General features: G+C 57.1%; 17 protein-coding genes and 1 tRNA gene. 6 read left to right on the top strand and 12 right to left on the bottom strand.

Annotated features, from left to right (window positions below; translation table 11 throughout):
• Window positions 1-313: 313 nt before the first annotated feature.
• The 3 genes from ACNAU7_RS05020 to tpiA form a co-directional block, all read right to left on the bottom strand.
• A tRNA-Leu gene (locus ACNAU7_RS05020) sits at window positions 314-399 on the bottom strand.
• Between the two features lie 13 nt (window positions 400-412).
• Complete coding sequence (secG, locus tag ACNAU7_RS05015) at window positions 413-763, bottom strand: preprotein translocase subunit SecG (RefSeq protein WP_002239323.1); 351 nt, start codon at window positions 761-763, stop codon at window positions 413-415.
• Between the two features lie 6 nt (window positions 764-769).
• On the bottom strand, window positions 770-1543 hold the full coding sequence (gene tpiA, locus ACNAU7_RS05010; protein ID WP_003712638.1) for a triose-phosphate isomerase: 774 nt from the start codon (window positions 1541-1543) through the stop codon (window positions 770-772).
• A 180-nt stretch (window positions 1544-1723) separates the two neighbouring features.
• On the opposite strand from tpiA, the gene ACNAU7_RS05005 reads away from it, so the two are divergent.
• The 3 genes from ACNAU7_RS05005 (at window position 1724) to ACNAU7_RS04995 (ending at window position 3388) form a co-directional block, all read left to right on the top strand.
• Window positions 1724-2227 (top strand): GAF domain-containing protein, encoded by a 504-nt coding sequence (locus tag ACNAU7_RS05005; RefSeq protein ID WP_416301193.1) that lies wholly within the window; start codon window positions 1724-1726, stop codon window positions 2225-2227.
• A 102-nt stretch (window positions 2228-2329) separates the two neighbouring features.
• Window positions 2330-2986 (top strand): protein-L-isoaspartate O-methyltransferase family protein, encoded by a 657-nt coding sequence (locus ACNAU7_RS05000; RefSeq protein ID WP_416301191.1) that lies wholly within the window; start codon window positions 2330-2332, stop codon window positions 2984-2986.
• 78 nt (window positions 2987-3064) lie between these two features.
• Window positions 3065-3388: a rhodanese-like domain-containing protein gene (locus ACNAU7_RS04995; RefSeq protein ID WP_416301189.1), complete on the top strand. Its 324-nt coding sequence runs from the start codon at window positions 3065-3067 to the stop codon at window positions 3386-3388.
• Window positions 3389-3444: 56 nt separating this feature from the next.
• Here ACNAU7_RS04995 and ACNAU7_RS04990 read toward each other — a convergent pair whose 3' ends face one another.
• The 7 genes from ACNAU7_RS04990 to tsaB form a co-directional block, all read right to left on the bottom strand.
• A complete protein-coding gene (locus ACNAU7_RS04990; RefSeq protein ID WP_416301187.1) occupies window positions 3445-5463 on the bottom strand; it encodes a prolyl oligopeptidase family serine peptidase in 2019 nt (672 codons plus the stop codon).
• Window positions 5464-5889: 426 nt separating this feature from the next.
• Entirely contained in the window at window positions 5890-7194 is a 1305-nt protein-coding gene (gene argA, locus ACNAU7_RS04985; RefSeq protein ID WP_416301185.1) for an amino-acid N-acetyltransferase, read from the bottom strand.
• Complete coding sequence (locus tag ACNAU7_RS04980; RefSeq protein WP_003712626.1) at window positions 7191-7625, bottom strand: MJ0042-type zinc finger domain-containing protein; 435 nt, start codon at window positions 7623-7625, stop codon at window positions 7191-7193. The genes argA and ACNAU7_RS04980 overlap by 4 nt, the downstream gene beginning before the upstream one ends.
• Before the next feature lie 73 nt (window positions 7626-7698).
• Entirely contained in the window at window positions 7699-8340 is a 642-nt protein-coding gene (pyrE, locus tag ACNAU7_RS04975) for an orotate phosphoribosyltransferase (protein ID WP_002217982.1), read from the bottom strand.
• A gap of 61 nt (window positions 8341-8401) precedes the next feature.
• On the bottom strand, window positions 8402-9136 hold the full coding sequence (locus ACNAU7_RS04970) for a uracil-DNA glycosylase family protein (RefSeq protein ID WP_416301177.1): 735 nt from the start codon (window positions 9134-9136) through the stop codon (window positions 8402-8404).
• Entirely contained in the window at window positions 9130-9570 is a 441-nt protein-coding gene (rimI, locus tag ACNAU7_RS04965; protein ID WP_050892651.1) for a ribosomal protein S18-alanine N-acetyltransferase, read from the bottom strand. Before rimI ends, ACNAU7_RS04970 begins: the two co-directional genes overlap by 7 nt.
• Entirely contained in the window at window positions 9567-10244 is a 678-nt protein-coding gene (gene tsaB, locus ACNAU7_RS04960) for a tRNA (adenosine(37)-N6)-threonylcarbamoyltransferase complex dimerization subunit type 1 TsaB (protein ID WP_118779262.1), read from the bottom strand. The genes rimI and tsaB overlap by 4 nt, the downstream gene beginning before the upstream one ends.
• A gap of 299 nt (window positions 10245-10543) precedes the next feature.
• Between tsaB and ACNAU7_RS04955 the strand changes: the two genes are divergently transcribed.
• Window positions 10544-11221, top strand: a complete 678-nt coding sequence (locus ACNAU7_RS04955) for an opacity family porin (RefSeq protein WP_013449501.1) — start codon at window positions 10544-10546, stop codon at window positions 11219-11221.
• Between the two features lie 107 nt (window positions 11222-11328).
• On the opposite strand, the gene fba is transcribed toward ACNAU7_RS04955, so the two are convergent.
• Complete coding sequence (gene fba, locus ACNAU7_RS04950; RefSeq protein ID WP_003708283.1) at window positions 11329-12393, bottom strand: class II fructose-bisphosphate aldolase; 1065 nt, start codon at window positions 12391-12393, stop codon at window positions 11329-11331.
• Window positions 12394-12543: 150 nt separating this feature from the next.
• On the opposite strand from fba, the gene xerC reads away from it, so the two are divergent.
• Together xerC and dxs are read left to right on the top strand one after the other, a co-directional pair.
• Complete coding sequence (gene xerC / locus ACNAU7_RS04945; RefSeq protein WP_416301380.1) at window positions 12544-13461, top strand: tyrosine recombinase XerC; 918 nt, start codon at window positions 12544-12546, stop codon at window positions 13459-13461.
• An 84-nt stretch (window positions 13462-13545) separates the two neighbouring features.
• A complete protein-coding gene (gene dxs / locus ACNAU7_RS04940; RefSeq protein ID WP_308075439.1) occupies window positions 13546-15450 on the top strand; it encodes a 1-deoxy-D-xylulose-5-phosphate synthase in 1905 nt (634 codons plus the stop codon).
• A 72-nt stretch (window positions 15451-15522) separates the two neighbouring features.
• Here the strand turns inward: dxs and ACNAU7_RS04935 are convergent, their stop codons facing one another.
• Window positions 15523-16491, bottom strand: coding sequence for a hypothetical protein (locus ACNAU7_RS04935; protein ID WP_416301173.1), 969 nt, complete (start codon window positions 16489-16491; stop codon window positions 15523-15525).
• Window positions 16492-16551 lie beyond the last annotated feature (60 nt).

The following is a 16551-nucleotide window of genomic DNA, read 5'->3' as shown; positions in this document are numbered from 1 at the left end:
ACCGCCCTGCATCTTGGACGGTTTTCCCCTGTTCCCTACGTCTTGGCAGTATTCCCCGCAAGCTCTTTTCCGCTTGGCATTCCTGATTTGGCGGTCGTTCAGCTTTATTTTCACGTATTTTTCGCGGTATTTTCGGATGCCGTAAAAAATCAGGTTAGTTCAATTAGGGCGGATTGGACGGGATTGCACCGTCAGGAAGGGGACGGCAGGATAACAATCAGCCTGAAAACCTTGTATTGATGGGGATTGGTTGATGGCATCAGGCAGGATTAAACGAAAAAAACGCTTAGAATTTCTAAGCGTTTTTGTATGTTGGTGCCGACAGCGAGATTTGAACTCGCACAGCCTACGGCCACTACCCCCTCAAGATAGCGTGTCTACCAATTTCACCATGTCGGCATTTGAAAAACTGTTATTTCTGCTGCTGAGGAACAGGGGCAGAAGGTTCGGTATTGCTTACGGGTTTTGGTGCTTGCTGAGTCTGTTGTACGTTGCTGAAGTCCAAACCGTGTTTTGTTGTGTGGGTGTGAATATACACCATAGCCATGCAGGTTGCAAAGAAAAATGTTGCTGCAACGGCGGTCGAGCGGCTGAGGAAGTTAGCGTTGCCGGCCGAGCCGAATACGCCTTGCGCGCTGCCGCTTCCCGATCCGAAAGTCGCGCCGGCATCCGCGCCTTTACCGTGTTGGAGCAATACTAACACGATGACGGCCAAAGCGGAAATAATATTAATAATCCAAATTAGGGTTTTGAAGGCTTCCATATTTTTCTACGCATTTTGTGCGGCACTGATGATGGCGGTAAAGGAGTCGTACGACAATGACGCGCCGCCGACGAGTGCGCCGTCCACATAAGGTACTGCGAAGATGTCGGCCGCGTTGTCCGCCTTCACACTTCCGCCGTAAAGGACGCGGATTTTAACATCGCTTCCGCACAAAGACAAGATTTCTTTGTAGATGAATGCGTGCATATCGGCAATCTGTTCGACGGTGGCGACTTTGCCGGTGCCGATTGCCCAGACGGGTTCGTAGGCGACGGCGATGTTTTTGGTGTCCAGCCCTTGCAGGATGGAAAGCTGGTGGGCGATGACTTCGTGTTCTTTGCCGGCTTCGCGCTCTTCGAGGCTTTCGCCGACGCACAATAATGGAATCAGTCCGACGTTGAGGACGTTTTCCATTTTGCGGCGTTGGATTTCGTTTTTCTCACCGAAATAGAGGCTGCGTTCGGAGTGTCCGATGAGGACGATGTCTGTTCCGATGTCGGCGAGCATTTCGGCGGACACTTCGCCGGTGTATGCGCCGTTATTGGGGAAGCGGCTCACGTCTTGGGCGCAGGTGAGGATGCGGTTGTTTAAAACGATTTGCATGGCGTTGTGCAGTTGCAGCAGGTAAACGGTCGGGGCGGCGAGTCCGATGAGGACGCGTTCGGCGGTGGGGTGGATGCGGAAGCGGTGCATCAGTGCGTTGTTGTTTTGGAGCCGGCCGTTCATTTTCCAGTTGCCGATGACCCATTTTTGATCCCACATTCCGATTTGGCGATACATCTTTTTTGCTCCGTGTCGTGTTTTTTCTGTCTGCCGCGTGTGGCGCGGTGCAACGTGAAGTTTAGTGGATATGCGGCGGGTTCGCAACTTGAAGCGGCCGGCCGGGGCGGTTTGGAATGTTGTTTCGGGCAGGCTGTTTTATAATGGCTGCCTGATATGTATGAAAATATAGGAGATGTGATGCACGCGCTTCATTTTTCGGCTTCGGACAAGGCCGCGCTTTATCGGGAGGTATTGCCGCAGATTGAGTCTGTGGTGGCGGACGAGACGGACTGGGTGGCGAATTTGGCGAACACGGCGGCGGTTTTGAAGGAGGCGTTCGGCTGGTTTTGGGTGGGTTTTTATTTGGTCGATACGCGTTCGGACGAATTGGTTTTGGCACCGTTTCAGGGGCCTTTGGCGTGTACGCGGATTCCGTTCGGGCGCGGGGTGTGCGGTCAGGCTTGGGCGAAGGGCGGGACGGTGGTTGTTAAGGATGTCAACGCGCATCCCGACCATATTGCCTGTTCGTCTTTGTCGCGTTCGGAAATCGTCGTGCCGCTGTTTTCAGACGGCCTCTGTATCGGCGTGTTGGACGTGGATAGCGAACATCCGGCGCAGTTTGATGAGACGGATGCTTTGTATTTGGGCGAACTGGCGAAGATTTTGGAAAAGCGGTTTGAGGCTTCGCGTCGGGCGGCTTGAGACTGGAAAAACAGGCGGGCGGCGCGTGCCGAAGTTGGCGCGGCGGGAGTGTGGTTTTATAATGCCTGCCATTGTTCAAACAATTATTTGACGGAGCGTTAAATGGATTTTGATAAAGCGCGGTCCAATATGGTCGAACAGCAAATCCGTCCTTGGGATGTATTGGATTTTGATGTTTTGGACGCTTTGGATGAGATTCCGCGCGAGCTTTTCGTGGATGAGCCTTTACAGGGTTTGGCGTATGCGGATATGGAGCTGCCGCTTGCCAACGGACATAAGATGCTGGAGCCGAAAGTCGTGGCGCGGTTGGCGCAGGGTTTGAAGCTGACGAAAAACGATACGGTTTTGGAAATCGGTACGGGCTCGGGCTATGCGGCCGCGCTTTTGGCAAAATTGGCGGGCAGGGTGGTTTCGGACGACATCGATGCCGAACAGCAAAACCGCGCCAAAGCGGTGTTGGACGGCTTGGGTTTGGACAATATCGATTATGTGCAAAACAACGGATTAACTGAACCTTCCGCGGGCGCGCCGTTTGATGCGGTTTATGTCGGCGGCGCGGTCAATATTGTGCCTGATGTGTTGAAACAACAGTTGAAAGACGGGGGGCGTATGGTGGTTATCGTCGGACGCAGGCCTGTTCAACGTGCGCTTTTGATGACGCGCAGGGGCGATACGTTTGAAGAGAAGGCACTGTTCGATACTTTGGTAGCTAATTTGACCGACAAGGATGCCCATCCTTTCGACAGTTTTAATTTTTGATGTTCGGATTGCGATGCCGTCTGAAAGCGGATTTGGGGCTTCAGACGGCATTTTGCTTGGTTTTTCGGGGTTTTTGCGATGGATATTGTGCAACTTGGGGCGGCGGAATTGAAGGCGTGGATGGACGAAGGGCGGATGTTTTGTTTGTTGGACGTGCGTACGGATGAAGAAGCGGCGGTTTGTTCGCTGCCAAATGCGCTGCATATCCCGATGAATCTGATTCCGTTGCGGCAAAACGAGCTGCCGGACGATGTGCCGCTTGTGGTGTATTGCCACCACGGTATCCGCAGCCTGCATACGGCGATGTATCTGGCGGACGCGGGGTTTGATCATCTGTATAACTTAAAAGGCGGTATCGACGCGTGGGCGGTTGAGGTGGACAAATCTTTGCCGCGTTATTGAGCCTGATGGTTGCAGACGGCATTCCTTATCGGATACGGTACGGAATGCCGTCTTGATTATGATGCCAAAAATTCTTTGAGGAACAATAAGACGCACGCCATTTCGTCGGCGGATTCGCGTTGCGTGCCGTTGCCGGTGTGTCCGCCGCCGTCGGGAGCGTAGAGCCACGATTGCGCGGAGGTTTCGCGCAGTTTGGCGTAGAACTTGAGCGCGTGGGCGGGATGGACGCGGTCGTCGGACAGGCTGGTGGTAATGAGCGCGGGTGGATAATCGATGCCGTCTGAAAGATTGTGATACGGCGACAATTCGCCCAGCCGGCGTTTGCAGACTTCGTATTTCTGCGGGTTGCCGTATTCGTCCGTCCAGCTTGAGCCTGCGGAGAGCAGCGGATAGCGGATCATATCGGTCAGCGGTACTTCGCACACCAGCGCGCCGATGCTTTGCGGTTCGCGCACGAAGGCGGCGGCGGTAATCAGACCGCCGTTGCTGCCGCCCTGCAAACCGATGTGTTTGGGCGAACTGATGCCGCGTTCGGATAAATCGCGCACGACGGCAAGCAAATCATCGACGCTTTTGTGTTTGCTGATTCCCTGCGCCGCCTGATGCCAGCGCGGGCCGAACTCGCCGCCGCCGCGAATGTTCGCCAATACAAAGGCATTGCCCTCTTCCAGCCAATATTTGCCAATGCTGCCCAGATAATGCGGCAATTCGGGAATACCGAAACCGCCGTAGGCATAAACCAAAGTCGGCGTGTCGGGGGCGGCGTTTTTGCCGACGTGGAAATAAGGAATGCGCTCGCCGTCGGCCGAAGTCGTCCAAAACTGCCGCACTTCGATGCCGTCTGAATCAAACTGCTGCGGCTGACGGCGCATGACGGTCAGTTCCATCACGTTCAAATCCAGCGCAAACAGCGTCAGCGGCGTGGTGAAATCGCTGGCGGCAAGGTAAACCACGTCGCCGCCCCACGGTTGGTCGGTCATTTCCAACGCACCCGAAGGCAGGCGCGGCAGTTCGACTTCCTGCCATTTGCCATCAGTAAAACGCCACGCTTTCAGACGACCTTGTACGTTTTCCAGCAGACTCGCCACAACAAAACGCTTGGTCGTTTCCACGCTTTCCAATGCCTGCGTTTCATCGGGCGCAAACAAAAGCTGCGCCGCGCCCAATTCGCCGCGGTTCAATTTTACTGCTACCAGCGCGCCGCTCGGATAGCTTTGGTTCGCGCGGTTCCAGTCTTTACGCAACGTCAGCAAAAGATGTCCCGCCAGATAGCCGACCACGTCGCAATCGTTGGGCAGGTTTAACGGTTTCGCTTCGCCTCCGGCTGAGACCTGCAAATAGGTTTTGGTGTAAAAACCGTCCGATGCTTCAATCAAATCAATCGGCGAACCCTGCGGATCGAGATAACGCCACGCGTTCACCATCATCCCATCTTCGCCGATTTGGTACACCGGCAGGCTTTCCTCGAAACTTTTGCCGCGCTCCACCAGCCACACCTCGCGCGGATAGCCCGATTCGGTCAACTGCCGTTCGTCCCAAGCCGGACACACCCACACGCTGTTTTCATCGCGCCACGACACATGGTTTTTGCCTGCCGGAAAGTGAAAACCGCCTTCTACCAACTCCCCTGCTTCCAAATCCACTTCCAGCGTGTACGCCGTATCGCCGCCCGATTTGCTCAGCGTTAACAATGCGCGGTTGGGCTTTTCCACCAAGTGCGACACGCCGCCCAAATATACATCGTCGCCAAGCAACTCATCAAAATCCGCCACCGAAAACAGGATTTTCCACTCAGGATAGCCGGAACGGTACGTCGCCGCGGTACATACGCGGTACACGCCCTTCGGATATTCCGCATCCTGATGGAAATGGTACATCCGCGCGCGGTGTTCCTGACAAAACGGAATCTGCCGCGTGTCCTGCATCTGCGCCAAAATGCCGTCTGAAAGAACGCGCGCTTTGTCGTTTTCTAAAAAACGGGCGCGCGTTTCGGAATGCGCTGCGGCGGCAAACGCCTGCGTTTCGGCGGAATCGAGGTTTTCAAAATGGCGGTAGGGGTCGGGATAGGATTTCATCGGAATGCCGTCTGAACAATAGAAGGCGGATTATATCGGAAATTCAGGCGGACGATTGCCGCGCGGCCGGTACGGACGGCGGTTTGAAAAAGCAGGCGGCAATGCCGTCTGAAGGGCGGTATGGGTTTGAAGGCGGACGCGCCTGCGATTGTTTCCAGTTCCGTTCTCCTCGGGATAAACAATAGGCACGAATCGGGGGAAATCTTTGCAAAAACCGCCGGTCCGCGAAATGAGGCGCATAAAGGCGCGCCGAGAAAGTTTTATAGTGGATTAACAAAAATCAGGACAAGGCGGCGAGCCGCAGACAGTACAAATAGTACGGAACCGATTCACTTGGTGCTTCAGCACCTTAGAGAATCGTTCTCTTTGAGCTAAGGCGAGCCAACGCCGTACTGATTTTTGTTAATCCACTATAAAAACAAGGCATTAGAGCTTCATCAGGAAGATTTGGGAATTGCGCCCGTCAGACTGCCGGCTTTTGCGCCGCGCTTCGGGCAACCCGGCTTCCGATGCCGTCTGAAAGCCGCGTTCGGCAAACCATTCGCCGGTATTGGTGGACAGTGCGAACAGCTTGCTGATGCCTATGCCGCGCGCCTTGTCGATAATGTGGGCAAGCAGGCGTTCGCCGTAGCCGCCGTCCTGTGCCTGCGGCGAGACGGCAAGGCAGGCGATTTCGCCGCAATCGGCTTCGGCAAAGGTTTTCAGTGCGGCACAGCCGTACAGGTTGCCGTCGTGTTCGAGGATGGAAAATTCGGAAATGTGATTTTCGAGGTATTCGCGGCTGCGGTGCAGCAGGATGCCCTGTTCTTCCAAAGGACGGACGAGGGCGGCGATGTGCGGGATGTCGCCGCTGTGCGCCTGCCGGATGGAAACAAAGGATTCTTGGGCGACGGACGTGCCGATGCCGTTGCGGGTAAAGAGTTCTTGCAGCAGGCTGCCGTCGGCGGCGCCGTTGAGGATTTGGACGCGATGCACGCCGCCTTCGAGCGCGGCAACGGCGGACGAAATCAGCCGTCGCGTTTCGCCGTCGGCGTGTTCCGCCAGCGATTGCGCTTCCTGCGCCGAGAGGGTTTCGGCGAGCGTACCGTCGGGGTGGGCAATGCCGTCTGAAAGGGTCAGGTAAACGAGTTTTTCGGCCTGAAGCGAGACAGCGACGGAGGCGGCGGTTTGAAGCATATCGAGATAGAAGGTCTTGCCGCCGTAGGAATGTCCGAGCGGCGGCAGCCAGACGATATTGCCCGCGTCGAGTTGGAAACGGATGGCGGCGGTGTCGGTTTTGCGGATAACGCCCGCGTATTCCATATCGGTTCCGTCAATCACACCTATCGGACGGGCGGTCAGGAAGTTGCCCGATACGAGCGGAACGGAAGGCGCGCGCGCGAACCCGGAAACGCTGCCGCACAATGCGGCTTCAAAACGGCTGTGGACGGTGCCGGCAAACTGCTGCGCCTGTTCGAGCGAGGTTTCGTCGGTAACGCGCAAGCCCCGGCAATAATGCGGCGTGCGGCCTTGCGCGGCGGCGTGGCGGTCGAGGAAGTGGCGCGTGCCGTGGATGAGGACGAGCCTGATGCCCAGTTGCGACAACAGCCCGATGTCGGCGGCGAGCTTGTTTAAGGTATCGCCTTCGAGCAGGCGGTCGTCTATGCCGGCGACCAGCGTTTTGCCGCGCATTTGGCGGATATAGGGGGCGGCTTCGCGGAAGTGGGCGACAAAGAGGTCGGGCGCGCTCATAGGATGACGAGGTAGGAAAGCTGCATAATGAGGACGATAAGGGCAAACAGGGTTGCAATCGTCCAGTTGAACCCATCCTGACGGGCGGGCGCGGCGGGCGGTACGGAAACCTGTGGTGCGGCAGCAGGGGCGGCGGCAGGCGCAGGCGGCGTATCGTGCAGGGTTGTACCGCCGTTGAGGATGCCGGCGATTTCATCGCGAGAAATCTGTTTCTTGCCAATGGCGTGCGTGCCGATACGGTGAACGAGTTTGACATCCGAAACAGCCTCGGGCAAATCGTTGAATATAGGTTCTTTCGTGCTTGCCAGATGGTCTTTGGCTTTAAACAGCCCTTCGCATTTTTGGCAGACGACGAAGCCTTGGGCGACATTGAGCTGGGTTTCTTTGACCCAAAGGCGGGCTTTGCAGTGGGGGCAGAAACAGGCGGGCATGGTATTTCCTCGTGTGTGTCAGGTTTGATGCCGTCTGAGGCGTAAGGCGGTTCAGACGGCATATGCTTTGTTTTTATTCTACGCCGTACTGCCGGCGGTAGGCTCGGACGGGTTCGAGGAACTGTCCGAATTCGGGGTTGTTTTGCAACAGGATAAACAAATCGTTCAGGCTGGCGATGGGGGCGACGGGCAGACCGTATTGTTTTTCCACTTCCTGAACGGCGGACAATTCACCCGTGCCTTTTTCCATACGGTCGAGCGCGATGGCGACGCCGGCGGGGGTTGCGCCCTCCGCTTCAATCAGTTTGATTGATTCGCGTACGGATGTGCCGGCGGAAATCACATCGTCGATAATCAGCACGCGCCCTTTAAGCGGCGCGCCGACCAACACGCCGCCTTCGCCGTGGTCTTTGGCTTCTTTGCGGTTGTAGGCAAACGGGACGTTTACGCCTTTTTCCGCCAGCATCATCGCGGTTGCCGCCGCCAAAATAATGCCTTTGTAGGCGGGGCCGAACAGCATATCGAATCGGATGCCGCTTTCAATGATGGATTGTGCGTAAAATTTTGCCAGTTGCAGCGTGGACAAGCCGTCGTTAAAGAGGCCGGCATTGAAGAAGTAAGGCGACCGCCGTCCTGCCTTGGTGGTAAATTCGCCGAATTTTAAGACGTTTTGGGCGAGGGAGAATTTAAGGAAATCTTGGCGGAAATCGGTCATTTTTTGCTTTCTGTCAGGTATTGCGATGCAGTTGTGATTCTACCGCCCCGTGCGGCCTGCTTCAACTGCCGCCTGCCTGCAAGGCGTGTTTCAACTGTTTCAACACCTGCCAGTTTCGGGCTTTAAGTTCGGGTTGGCGTAAAAGCCGGGCGGGATGGTCAATGATGAAGAAGGGTCGGCTGCCGCACAAAGTTTCAATCATCGCCTGCCGTTCAGGCTGGACAAAAGCCTGCCCGAGGAAAAGGACGGCCGGGGCGCGGCAGCCGTCGAGTTCCCTGGCGATTTGACCCAGCGCATTCTCGATAGCCTGTTCAGACGGCATCGGGTTGCCGACGGCGGCGGTTTTCACCCAACAGGTTTTGTGGACATAAGCGGCATCCAGTCCTACGGCTTTGAGTATATTGTCGAGCAGGATGCCCGCTTTGCCGTGGAACAGTTGCCCGTAAACCGCATCCTCGGTCGGCGGACACAGGCTGACGACGGCGAGTCTGGTAATGCCCGAAGCAGCAGGAACGGGGGCGATGCCGTCTGAAACGCCGGGCAGAGGCGTTTCGGTTTCAGGCACGGGTTTGCGCGTAGGTACGGCGGCGGTTTCCAACGCTTTCATCGTTTCGAGCCGCGCCTGAACGTTATGGGGTTGGGAAGGGCGGATCGGGGCGGCGCGGACGGTTTGGGGACGTGCCTGTGCCGGGGTTGCGGGTGTGTTTTTGGGCGGCAGGACGGCGGCTCCCCGCTTCAACCACATCGGACCCAAACCCAAAGCTTCATGCAGGTGGAGGTAGCGCGCGCTTAACATATTTTCTCCATCAAGACGGCATCTTCGGTTTTACCGTCGGCTGTACGGTAATAGTTTTTCCGCCTGCCCGCATCGGTAAAGCCGTGCGCTGCGTACAGTGCCTGTGCGGCGGTGTTGCCTGCGCGGACTTCGAGCAGCAGGCGTTGCGTGTCTTCGGGCAGATGTGCGAACCAATATTCGAGCAGGGCGGACGCAACGCCACGGCGGCGGCATTCGGGCGCGGTGGCAATCAGGTGCAGCTCGGATTCGTCGGGCAGGTTCTGCCAAACGATAAAGGCGGCAATCCCGCCGTCTTTTTCCGCAAGGAAAACCTGTTCGGACGGCGAAACAAGCGCGGACTCAAATTGGCGTTGCGTCCATGCGGACGGGTTGCAGACGGCATCGAGTGCGGCGAGTGCCGCGCAATCGGCATAAACGGCGCGGCGGATGTTCACGGACGCGCCCTCCGTTCCGCCTGTTCTTTGGCGGTCAGGGCGATTTTGTTGCGGACGTAGAGCAGCTCGGCGTGTGCCGCAGCGACGGCGGGAAAACCGCCTTCCGCCGCCAGATTGAGGAAATCGGCGGCGGTCGGCATATCGGGTTTGCCTGAGAAGGGCGGACGGTTTTCCAGCGCGAACGCATTGCCGATGCCGTCTGAAAAGGCACATCCCTCCGGCAGCCGGATGTCTGCCGCCCTACCGACCTGATAATCGCTCAAACGGCGGCGGTTCAGCGTGTCGAACCACGCATAAAACACTTCGCCCATACGCGCGTCCGCAGCAGCAAGGATGCAGCTTTGCGGCGGCGGCAGCGAGGCGGCGGCATCGAGCGAGGGTACGCCGATTAAGGGGGTATCGAACGGCGTTGCCAAACCCTGAGCCACACCGATGCCGATACGCAGTCCGGTAAACGCGCCGGGGCCTTTCGCATAAACAATCGCCCCCAAATCGGCGGCGGTAATGCCCGCATCGTGAAACAGCGTGCGGATTTGCGGCAAAATCCATTCGGATTGGCGGCTGCCGGCCTCTTGATGGAACAGGCGGGTTTCGCCGTCGGCGCGCAGCGCGAGCGACAAATAGGAAGTTCCGGTATCGACGGCGAGGACGGGGCGGTTGAAATCGGCTTGCATAATGTTGTCCTGAAAGGTTCGGACGGCATTATAACACCGCCCCCTTGTGCAAACCGCCCGATTGCGACCGCCGCAATGATTCCGCCCGCGCCCGCCGGGACGGTTCGCAATATTGTCCTCGTAAGCAATTATTTCTGTTATAATAATAAATTATCAATCCGTGAAAGAAACACCATGAAAAATAAAACGCGTTCCTGCGTTCCTGCGTTCCTGCGTTCCTGCGTTCCTGCGTTCCTGCGTTCCTGCGTTCCTGCGTTCCTGCGTTCCTGCGTTCCTGCGTTCCTGCGTTCCTGATCCTTTTGTCTGCTGAAGCCTCGGCTGCCGACGGCGCTCAAAGCAAAGGTTTTTATGTTCAGGCAGATATCGGGCTTGCCCGGGAAAAACTGACCAACGGCGGCACAAATGCCGAATACAAAAAGCAGGCGGTTCATCCCCGTTTCTCGGCAGGTTACGATTTCGGGCAATGGCGTTTGGCTTTGGATTATTCGCGTTACCGCGCCATCAAAAAAGATGCACACGCCTCAACAAAGTCACAACCTTTTTTCGAGACGGAATATAACGCCCACAACAAAGTCAAAAGCCGGTCTGTCGGCATTTCCGCTATTTACGATTTTGAAACACAATCTCCCGTCAAACCTTATGTCGGCGCGCGTTTGAGCGTGAACCATATCAGCATCGATTTCAGCGATGACGGTTATATCAAAAATACCAGTCCTGTGCCGTTACCCAAGCAAATCCTCGACAACATTTTCCCCGGTATTCCCACCATTCAGGCAGGTCAGACCGTTCCCTTCGCCCAAACGACAAACCATATCGGCATTACCCGCCTCGGTGTCGGTGCGACGGCGGGGGTAAGCTACGAGATTACGAAAAATGCCGCGTTGGATTTGGCGTACCATTACGACGATTGGGGTAGGCTGGAAGGCAACAGGGTCAGAACCCAAGAAATTTCCGGAGGCATAAGATATACATTCTAAATCTTGCCTATCCCGACAAAAAACCAAGCCGGCCGGCTTGGTTTTTTTGTTTGACAGGATTCGGATAAGGGGCGGTAAGCCGCCCTTTCTGATTTCCAGCCGGACGGTTATTTGACGATTTGGTCCAATTCGCCCTTGGCATAACGGCTTGCCATTTTTTCCAAGGAAACCGGTTTGATTTTGCCTGCCTGACCTTCGCAACCGAACGCAAGATAACGGTCGAGGCAGATTTGCTTCATCGCTTCAATGGTTTTGCTCAGGTATTTGCGCGGATCGAAGTCGGATGGGTTTTCGGCAAGGTAGCGGCGTACCGCGCCGGTGGAAGCAAGGCGCAGGTCGGTATCAATGTTGACTTTGCGCACGCCGTGTTTGATGCCTTCGACGATTTCTTCAACCGGCACGCCGTAGGTTTCGCCGATATTGCCGCCGTATTCGTTGATGACTTTCAGCCATTCTTGCGGAACGGAGCTGGAGCCGTGCATCACGATGTGTGTATTGGGCAGGGCTTGGTGGATTTCTTTGATGCGGTCGATACGCAATACGTCGCCTGTGGGCGGACGGGTGAATTTGTATGCGCCGTGGCTGGTGCCGACGGCAATCGCCAATGCGTCAACACCGGTATCTTTTACGAAACGTACGGCATCTTCAACGCTTGTGAGCATTTGGTCGTGGGAGAGTTTGCCTGCCGCGCCCACGCCGTCTTCTTCGCCGGCTTCGCCGGTTTCTAGGTTGCCCAATACGCCGATCTCGCCTTCAACGGACACGCCGCAAGCGTGGGAGAAATTGACGACGGTACGGGTGGCGTTGACGTTGTATTCGTAAGAAGAAGGGGTTTTGCCGTCTTCGAGCAGCGAGCCGTCCATCATCACGGAGGAGAAGCCCAGTTGGATGGAGCGTTGGCACACGTCGGGCGATGCGCCGTGGTCTTGGTGCATCACGACGGGGATGTGCGGGAATTCTTCGACAGCCGCCAAAATCAAGTGGCGTAAAAACGGCGCACCCGCGTATTTGCGCGCGCCGGCGGACGCTTGAACAATGACGGGTGCGCCGACTTGGTCGGCGGCTTCCATAATGGCGCGCATTTGTTCGAGGTTGTTGACGTTGAACGCGGGCAGGCCGTAGCTGTTTTCGGCGGCATGGTCGAGCAGTTGGCGCATAGATACGAGTGCCATTTTTGTCTCCTTGGACAGTGGGGTAGATAAGGCGGATTATAATGTTTTTTACGGCGGAAAACTATGGGCGGCTATGCCGGCGCGGGCAGGCGGGCGGCGCGGTTTGTGATAATATCCCCGCTGTTTTTTGAGGTCGGACAGGGGGCGGGGATGAATCCGGACGGGTTTGCGGCGCATTTTGACGCTTATTTGGAAAACATCGTGCGCGAGGGCAAGTCGGAGCACACGGTTGCTGCATACCGGCGCGATTTGGAAGAACTGTTTGCGCTGTTGGCACAAATGCCGTCTGAAGATGGAGGCGGCGTGCCGCAGGACTTGTCGCGGCGCGATTTTACGGCGGCGTTGCGGCGTTTGTCGCAGCGCGGTTTGAATGCGCGGACGCTGGCGCGCAAGCTGTCGTCTTGGCGGCAGTATTGCGCCTGGCTGGTCAAACGCGGGCTGATGTGCGCCGACCCGACCGCCGGCATCAGTCCGCCGAAGCAGCCGCAACGCATCCCTAAGGCGCTGCCCCAGGAATGGTTGAACCGGATGCTGGATTTGCCCGTGGACGGCGGCGACCCTCTGGCGGTGCGCGATCACGCCCTGTTCGAGCTGATGTACGGCAGCGGTTTGCGTGTGAGCGAGATACACGGTCTGAATGCGGATGATGTATATTTGGACGAGGCGTGGGTACACGTTACCGGCAAAGGGCGCAAGCAGCGTCAGGTTCCGCTGACCGGCAAAAGCGTGGAAGCCCTGAAAAACTATCTGCCGCTGCGTCAGACGGCATCGGACGGCAAAGCCCTGTTTACCGGCAGGAACGGCACGCGCCTGAGTCAACGCCAAATCCAAAAACGTTTGGCGCAATGGGCGGCGCAAAACGGCGACGGCAGGCACGTTTCGCCGCATATGATGCGCCACAGCTACGCCGGACACCTGTTGCAGGCTTCGCGCGACATCAGGGCGGTGCAGGAGCTGCTCGGGCACAGCAGCCTTTCGACCACGCAGATTTACACCAAGCTCGATTTCGACCACATCGCCCGCCTGTATGACGAAGCCCACCCGCGCGCCAAGCGGCAGGACGAATGACATACGGCAAAATCAGCCGTCAGCCGCACGCTCTTGATATATAATTGACCGTTGCACCCGGACGACACACAAAAAAGACACACCATGAACCCAAGCCCCCTACTCGACCTGATTGACAGCCCGCAAGATTTGCGCCGTCTGGACAAAAAACAGCTGCCGCGCCTTGCCGGCGAGCTGCGCGCCTTTCTGCTGGAATCTATCGGGCAGACCGGCGGACATTTCGCCAGCAATCTGGGCGCGGTCGAACTGACCATCGCCCTGCACTATGTGTACGACACGCCCGAAGACAAGCTGGTGTGGGATGTCGGACACCAAAGCTATCCGCACAAAATCCTGACAGGCAGGAAAAACCAGATGCACACCATGCGCCAATATGGCGGTTTGGCGGGTTTTCCGAAACGTTGCGAGTCGGAATACGACGCGTTCGGCGTGGGGCATTCGTCCACTTCCATCGGCGCGGCGTTGGGTATGGCGGCGGCAGACAAACTCTTGGGCGGCAACCGCCGCAGCGTCGCCATTATCGGCGACGGCGCGATGACGGCGGGGCAGGCGTTTGAAGCCTTAAATTGCGCGGGCGATATGGATGTGGATCTGCTGGTCGTCCTCAACGACAACGAAATGTCGATTTCCCCCAACGTTGGCGCACTGCCGAAATACCTTGCCAGCAACGTCGTGCGCGATATGCACGGACTGTTGAGTACCGTCAAAGCGCAAACGGGCAAGGTATTAGACAAGATACCCGGCGCGATGGAGCTTGCCCAAAAAGTCGAACACAAAATCAAAACCCTTGCCGAAGAAGCCGAACACGCCAAACAGTCGCTGTCGCTGTTTGAAAACTTCGGCTTCCGCTACACCGGCCCCGTGGACGGACATAACGTCGAAAATCTGGTGGACGTATTGAAAGACTTGCGCAGCCGCAAAGGCCCTCAACTGCTGCACGTCATCACCAAAAAGGGCAACGGCTACAAACTCGCCGAAAACGACCCCGTCAAATACCACGCCGTCGCCAAGCTGCCCAAAGAAGGCGCGGCGCAAATGCCGTCTGAAAAAGAACCCAAGCCCGCCGCCAAACCGACCTATACCCAAGTGTTCGGCAAATGGCTGTGCGACCGGGCGGCGGCAGATTCCCGACTGGTTGCGATTACCCCCGCCATGCGCGAGGGCAGCGGACTGGTGGAGTTTGAACAACGATTCCCCGACCGTTATTTCGATGTCGGCATCGCCGAGCAGCACGCCGTAACCTTTGCCGGCGGTTTGGCTTGCGAAGGGATGAAGCCCGTCGTGGCGATTTATTCCACCTTTTTACAACGCGCCTACGACCAACTGGTGCACGACATCGCCCTGCAAAACCTGCCCGTTTTGTTTGCCGTCGACCGCGCTGGCATCGTCGGCGCGGACGGCCCGACCCATGCCGGTTTGTACGATTTGAGCTTCTTGCGCTGCGTGCCGAACATGATTGTTGCCGCACCGAGCGATGAAAACGAATGCCGCCTGCTGCTTTCGACCTGCTATCAGGCAAATTCACCGTCCGCCGTCCGCTATCCGCGCGGAACGGGTACGGGCGCGCCGGTTTCAGACGGCATGGAAACCGTGGAAATCGGCAAGGGCATTATCCGCCGCGAAGGTGAGAAAACCGCTTTCATTGCCTTTGGCAGTATGGTCGCCCCCGCATTGGCGGTTGCCGAAAAACTGAACGCCACCGTCGCCGATATGCGCTTCGTCAAACCGATAGACGAAGAGTTGATTGTCCGCCTTGCCCGAAGCCACGACCGCATCGTTACCCTTGAAGAAAATGCCGAACAGGGCGGCGCAGGCGGCGCGGTGCTGGAAGTGTTGGCGAAACACGGCATCTGCAAACCCGTTTTGCTTTTGGGCGTTGCCGATACCGTAACCGGACACGGCGATCCGAAAAAACTTTTGGACGATTTGGGTTTAAGTGCCGAAGCGGTGGAACGGCGTGTGAATGGTTGGTCGGCACGTCAGGTCTGAACGGATACGGAAATGCCGTCTGAAACCCGATTCGGGCTTCAGACGGCATTGTCGCGGTTGCGGCAGGCGGGTTCACCAGATTCCGTCAAAGGTTTTCGCGCCGCGCCAAAACTTCCACCTGTCGGCGGGTTTGAAGGTCAGCGTACCGCCGTGTTGTCCGTCCGTGGCGATGTCCAGCCGCTTGATTTTGCCGGCGCGGACGGCTTCGTAGATCGGTGCGAACCAGCGTTCTTCCCACTGCTGCAATATTGCCGCATACCGCTCCCTGTCCCCTGTCAGGGCGGTCAGGCGCAAATCGTCCATAAACAGGATATGGTGCGTATCGGGCAGGTGCGCCGCCGTTTCCGCATAAGCTCGGAAGCTGTCGGGCAGTGCGTGGCGGTTCGGGTGGAAACGGCTCCAAACCGTATCGGCGAAAAGCGTGCCGCCTTGACTGCTTCCGTGCAGACTGTCCCAAAGCCACAGCCCGTTCAATTCGGGCAGCCCGCGTTTTTTGCGGTTATGGTTGACGGGGTGCGCCGCCAGCCACATTTGGATTTCGGTTTGGACGCGCAGCCATTCCAACGCGTCTTCCCCGTCCGGCTGATCGTCCGCGCCCAACAATCCGCCCAAGTCCAAAACGGGCTTCGCGTCCCAGCGGTACGCGTGGGGAAGGGAAACCAGCCATAATTCGGGCAGGACGGGCGTGAAATGCCAGGGAATATCGGCGTAAAATTCAGACAAATCGCGGCAGAGCCGTTCCGCTTCATCCGTACCGACATCCAAATATTCCGCCGTCAGGACATTTGCCTGATGCATCCCCATCTTTTGCCAGACGGGCGTGGCGAGCGCGACGGTTTCAGACGGCATATTCAGGCTTTGCGCCGCGCGTTCCACCAGTCTGCCGCACCACAAATAACGCGCGTAAAATGCCGAAGCCGTGCAGCTTTGGCGGTGCAGCGAGCCGTATTGCAGGATTTTGTTGAAGGCGTGCAGGCATAGAGGTATTCGGATTTCGTCTCCATCCAAATTGAGCGAGGGGAGGGCGAGGGTGAGTTTCATCGTTTGACGTTTTAGAAATGCAGGTCAGGCGCAACATTATAGAGGATTCGGCGCAAACGC

The sequence above is a fragment of the Neisseria sp. LACPHL-SPEC-2024-00856 genome (genome assembly GCF_047915665.1).
GTDB classification, from domain to species: Bacteria; Pseudomonadota; Gammaproteobacteria; order Burkholderiales; family Neisseriaceae; genus Neisseria; species Neisseria polysaccharea.
Note: the sequence above shows the minus strand (reverse complement) of the source record. Positions and strands in the feature narration are given on the sequence as shown.

Coding starts and splice junctions, on each gene's coding strand:
- argA (WP_416301185.1), bottom strand. CDS start 7,194: ATGAGCGCGCCCGACCTCTTTGTCGCCCACTTCCGCGAAGCCGCCCCC.
- ACNAU7_RS05000 (WP_416301191.1), top strand. CDS start 2,330: ATGGATTTTGATAAAGCGCGGTCCAATATGGTCGAACAGCAAATCCGT.
- ACNAU7_RS05005 (WP_416301193.1), top strand. CDS start 1,724: ATGCACGCGCTTCATTTTTCGGCTTCGGACAAGGCCGCGCTTTATCGG.
- dxs (WP_308075439.1), top strand. CDS start 13,546: ATGAACCCAAGCCCCCTACTCGACCTGATTGACAGCCCGCAAGATTTG.
- tpiA (WP_003712638.1), bottom strand. CDS start 1,543: ATGTATCGCCAAATCGGAATGTGGGATCAAAAATGGGTCATCGGCAAC.
- ACNAU7_RS04980 (WP_003712626.1), bottom strand. CDS start 7,625: ATGCCCGCCTGTTTCTGCCCCCACTGCAAAGCCCGCCTTTGGGTCAAA.
- xerC (WP_416301380.1), top strand. CDS start 12,544: ATGAATCCGGACGGGTTTGCGGCGCATTTTGACGCTTATTTGGAAAAC.
- secG (WP_002239323.1), bottom strand. CDS start 763: ATGGAAGCCTTCAAAACCCTAATTTGGATTATTAATATTATTTCCGCT.
- ACNAU7_RS04990 (WP_416301187.1), bottom strand. CDS start 5,463: ATGAAATCCTATCCCGACCCCTACCGCCATTTTGAAAACCTCGATTCC.
- ACNAU7_RS04970 (WP_416301177.1), bottom strand. CDS start 9,136: ATGTTAAGCGCGCGCTACCTCCACCTGCATGAAGCTTTGGGTTTGGGT.
- tsaB (WP_118779262.1), bottom strand. CDS start 10,244: ATGCAAGCCGATTTCAACCGCCCCGTCCTCGCCGTCGATACCGGAACT.
- pyrE (WP_002217982.1), bottom strand. CDS start 8,340: ATGACCGATTTCCGCCAAGATTTCCTTAAATTCTCCCTCGCCCAAAAC.
- fba (WP_003708283.1), bottom strand. CDS start 12,393: ATGGCACTCGTATCTATGCGCCAACTGCTCGACCATGCCGCCGAAAAC.
- ACNAU7_RS04995 (WP_416301189.1), top strand. CDS start 3,065: ATGGATATTGTGCAACTTGGGGCGGCGGAATTGAAGGCGTGGATGGAC.
- ACNAU7_RS04935 (WP_416301173.1), bottom strand. CDS start 16,491: ATGAAACTCACCCTCGCCCTCCCCTCGCTCAATTTGGATGGAGACGAA.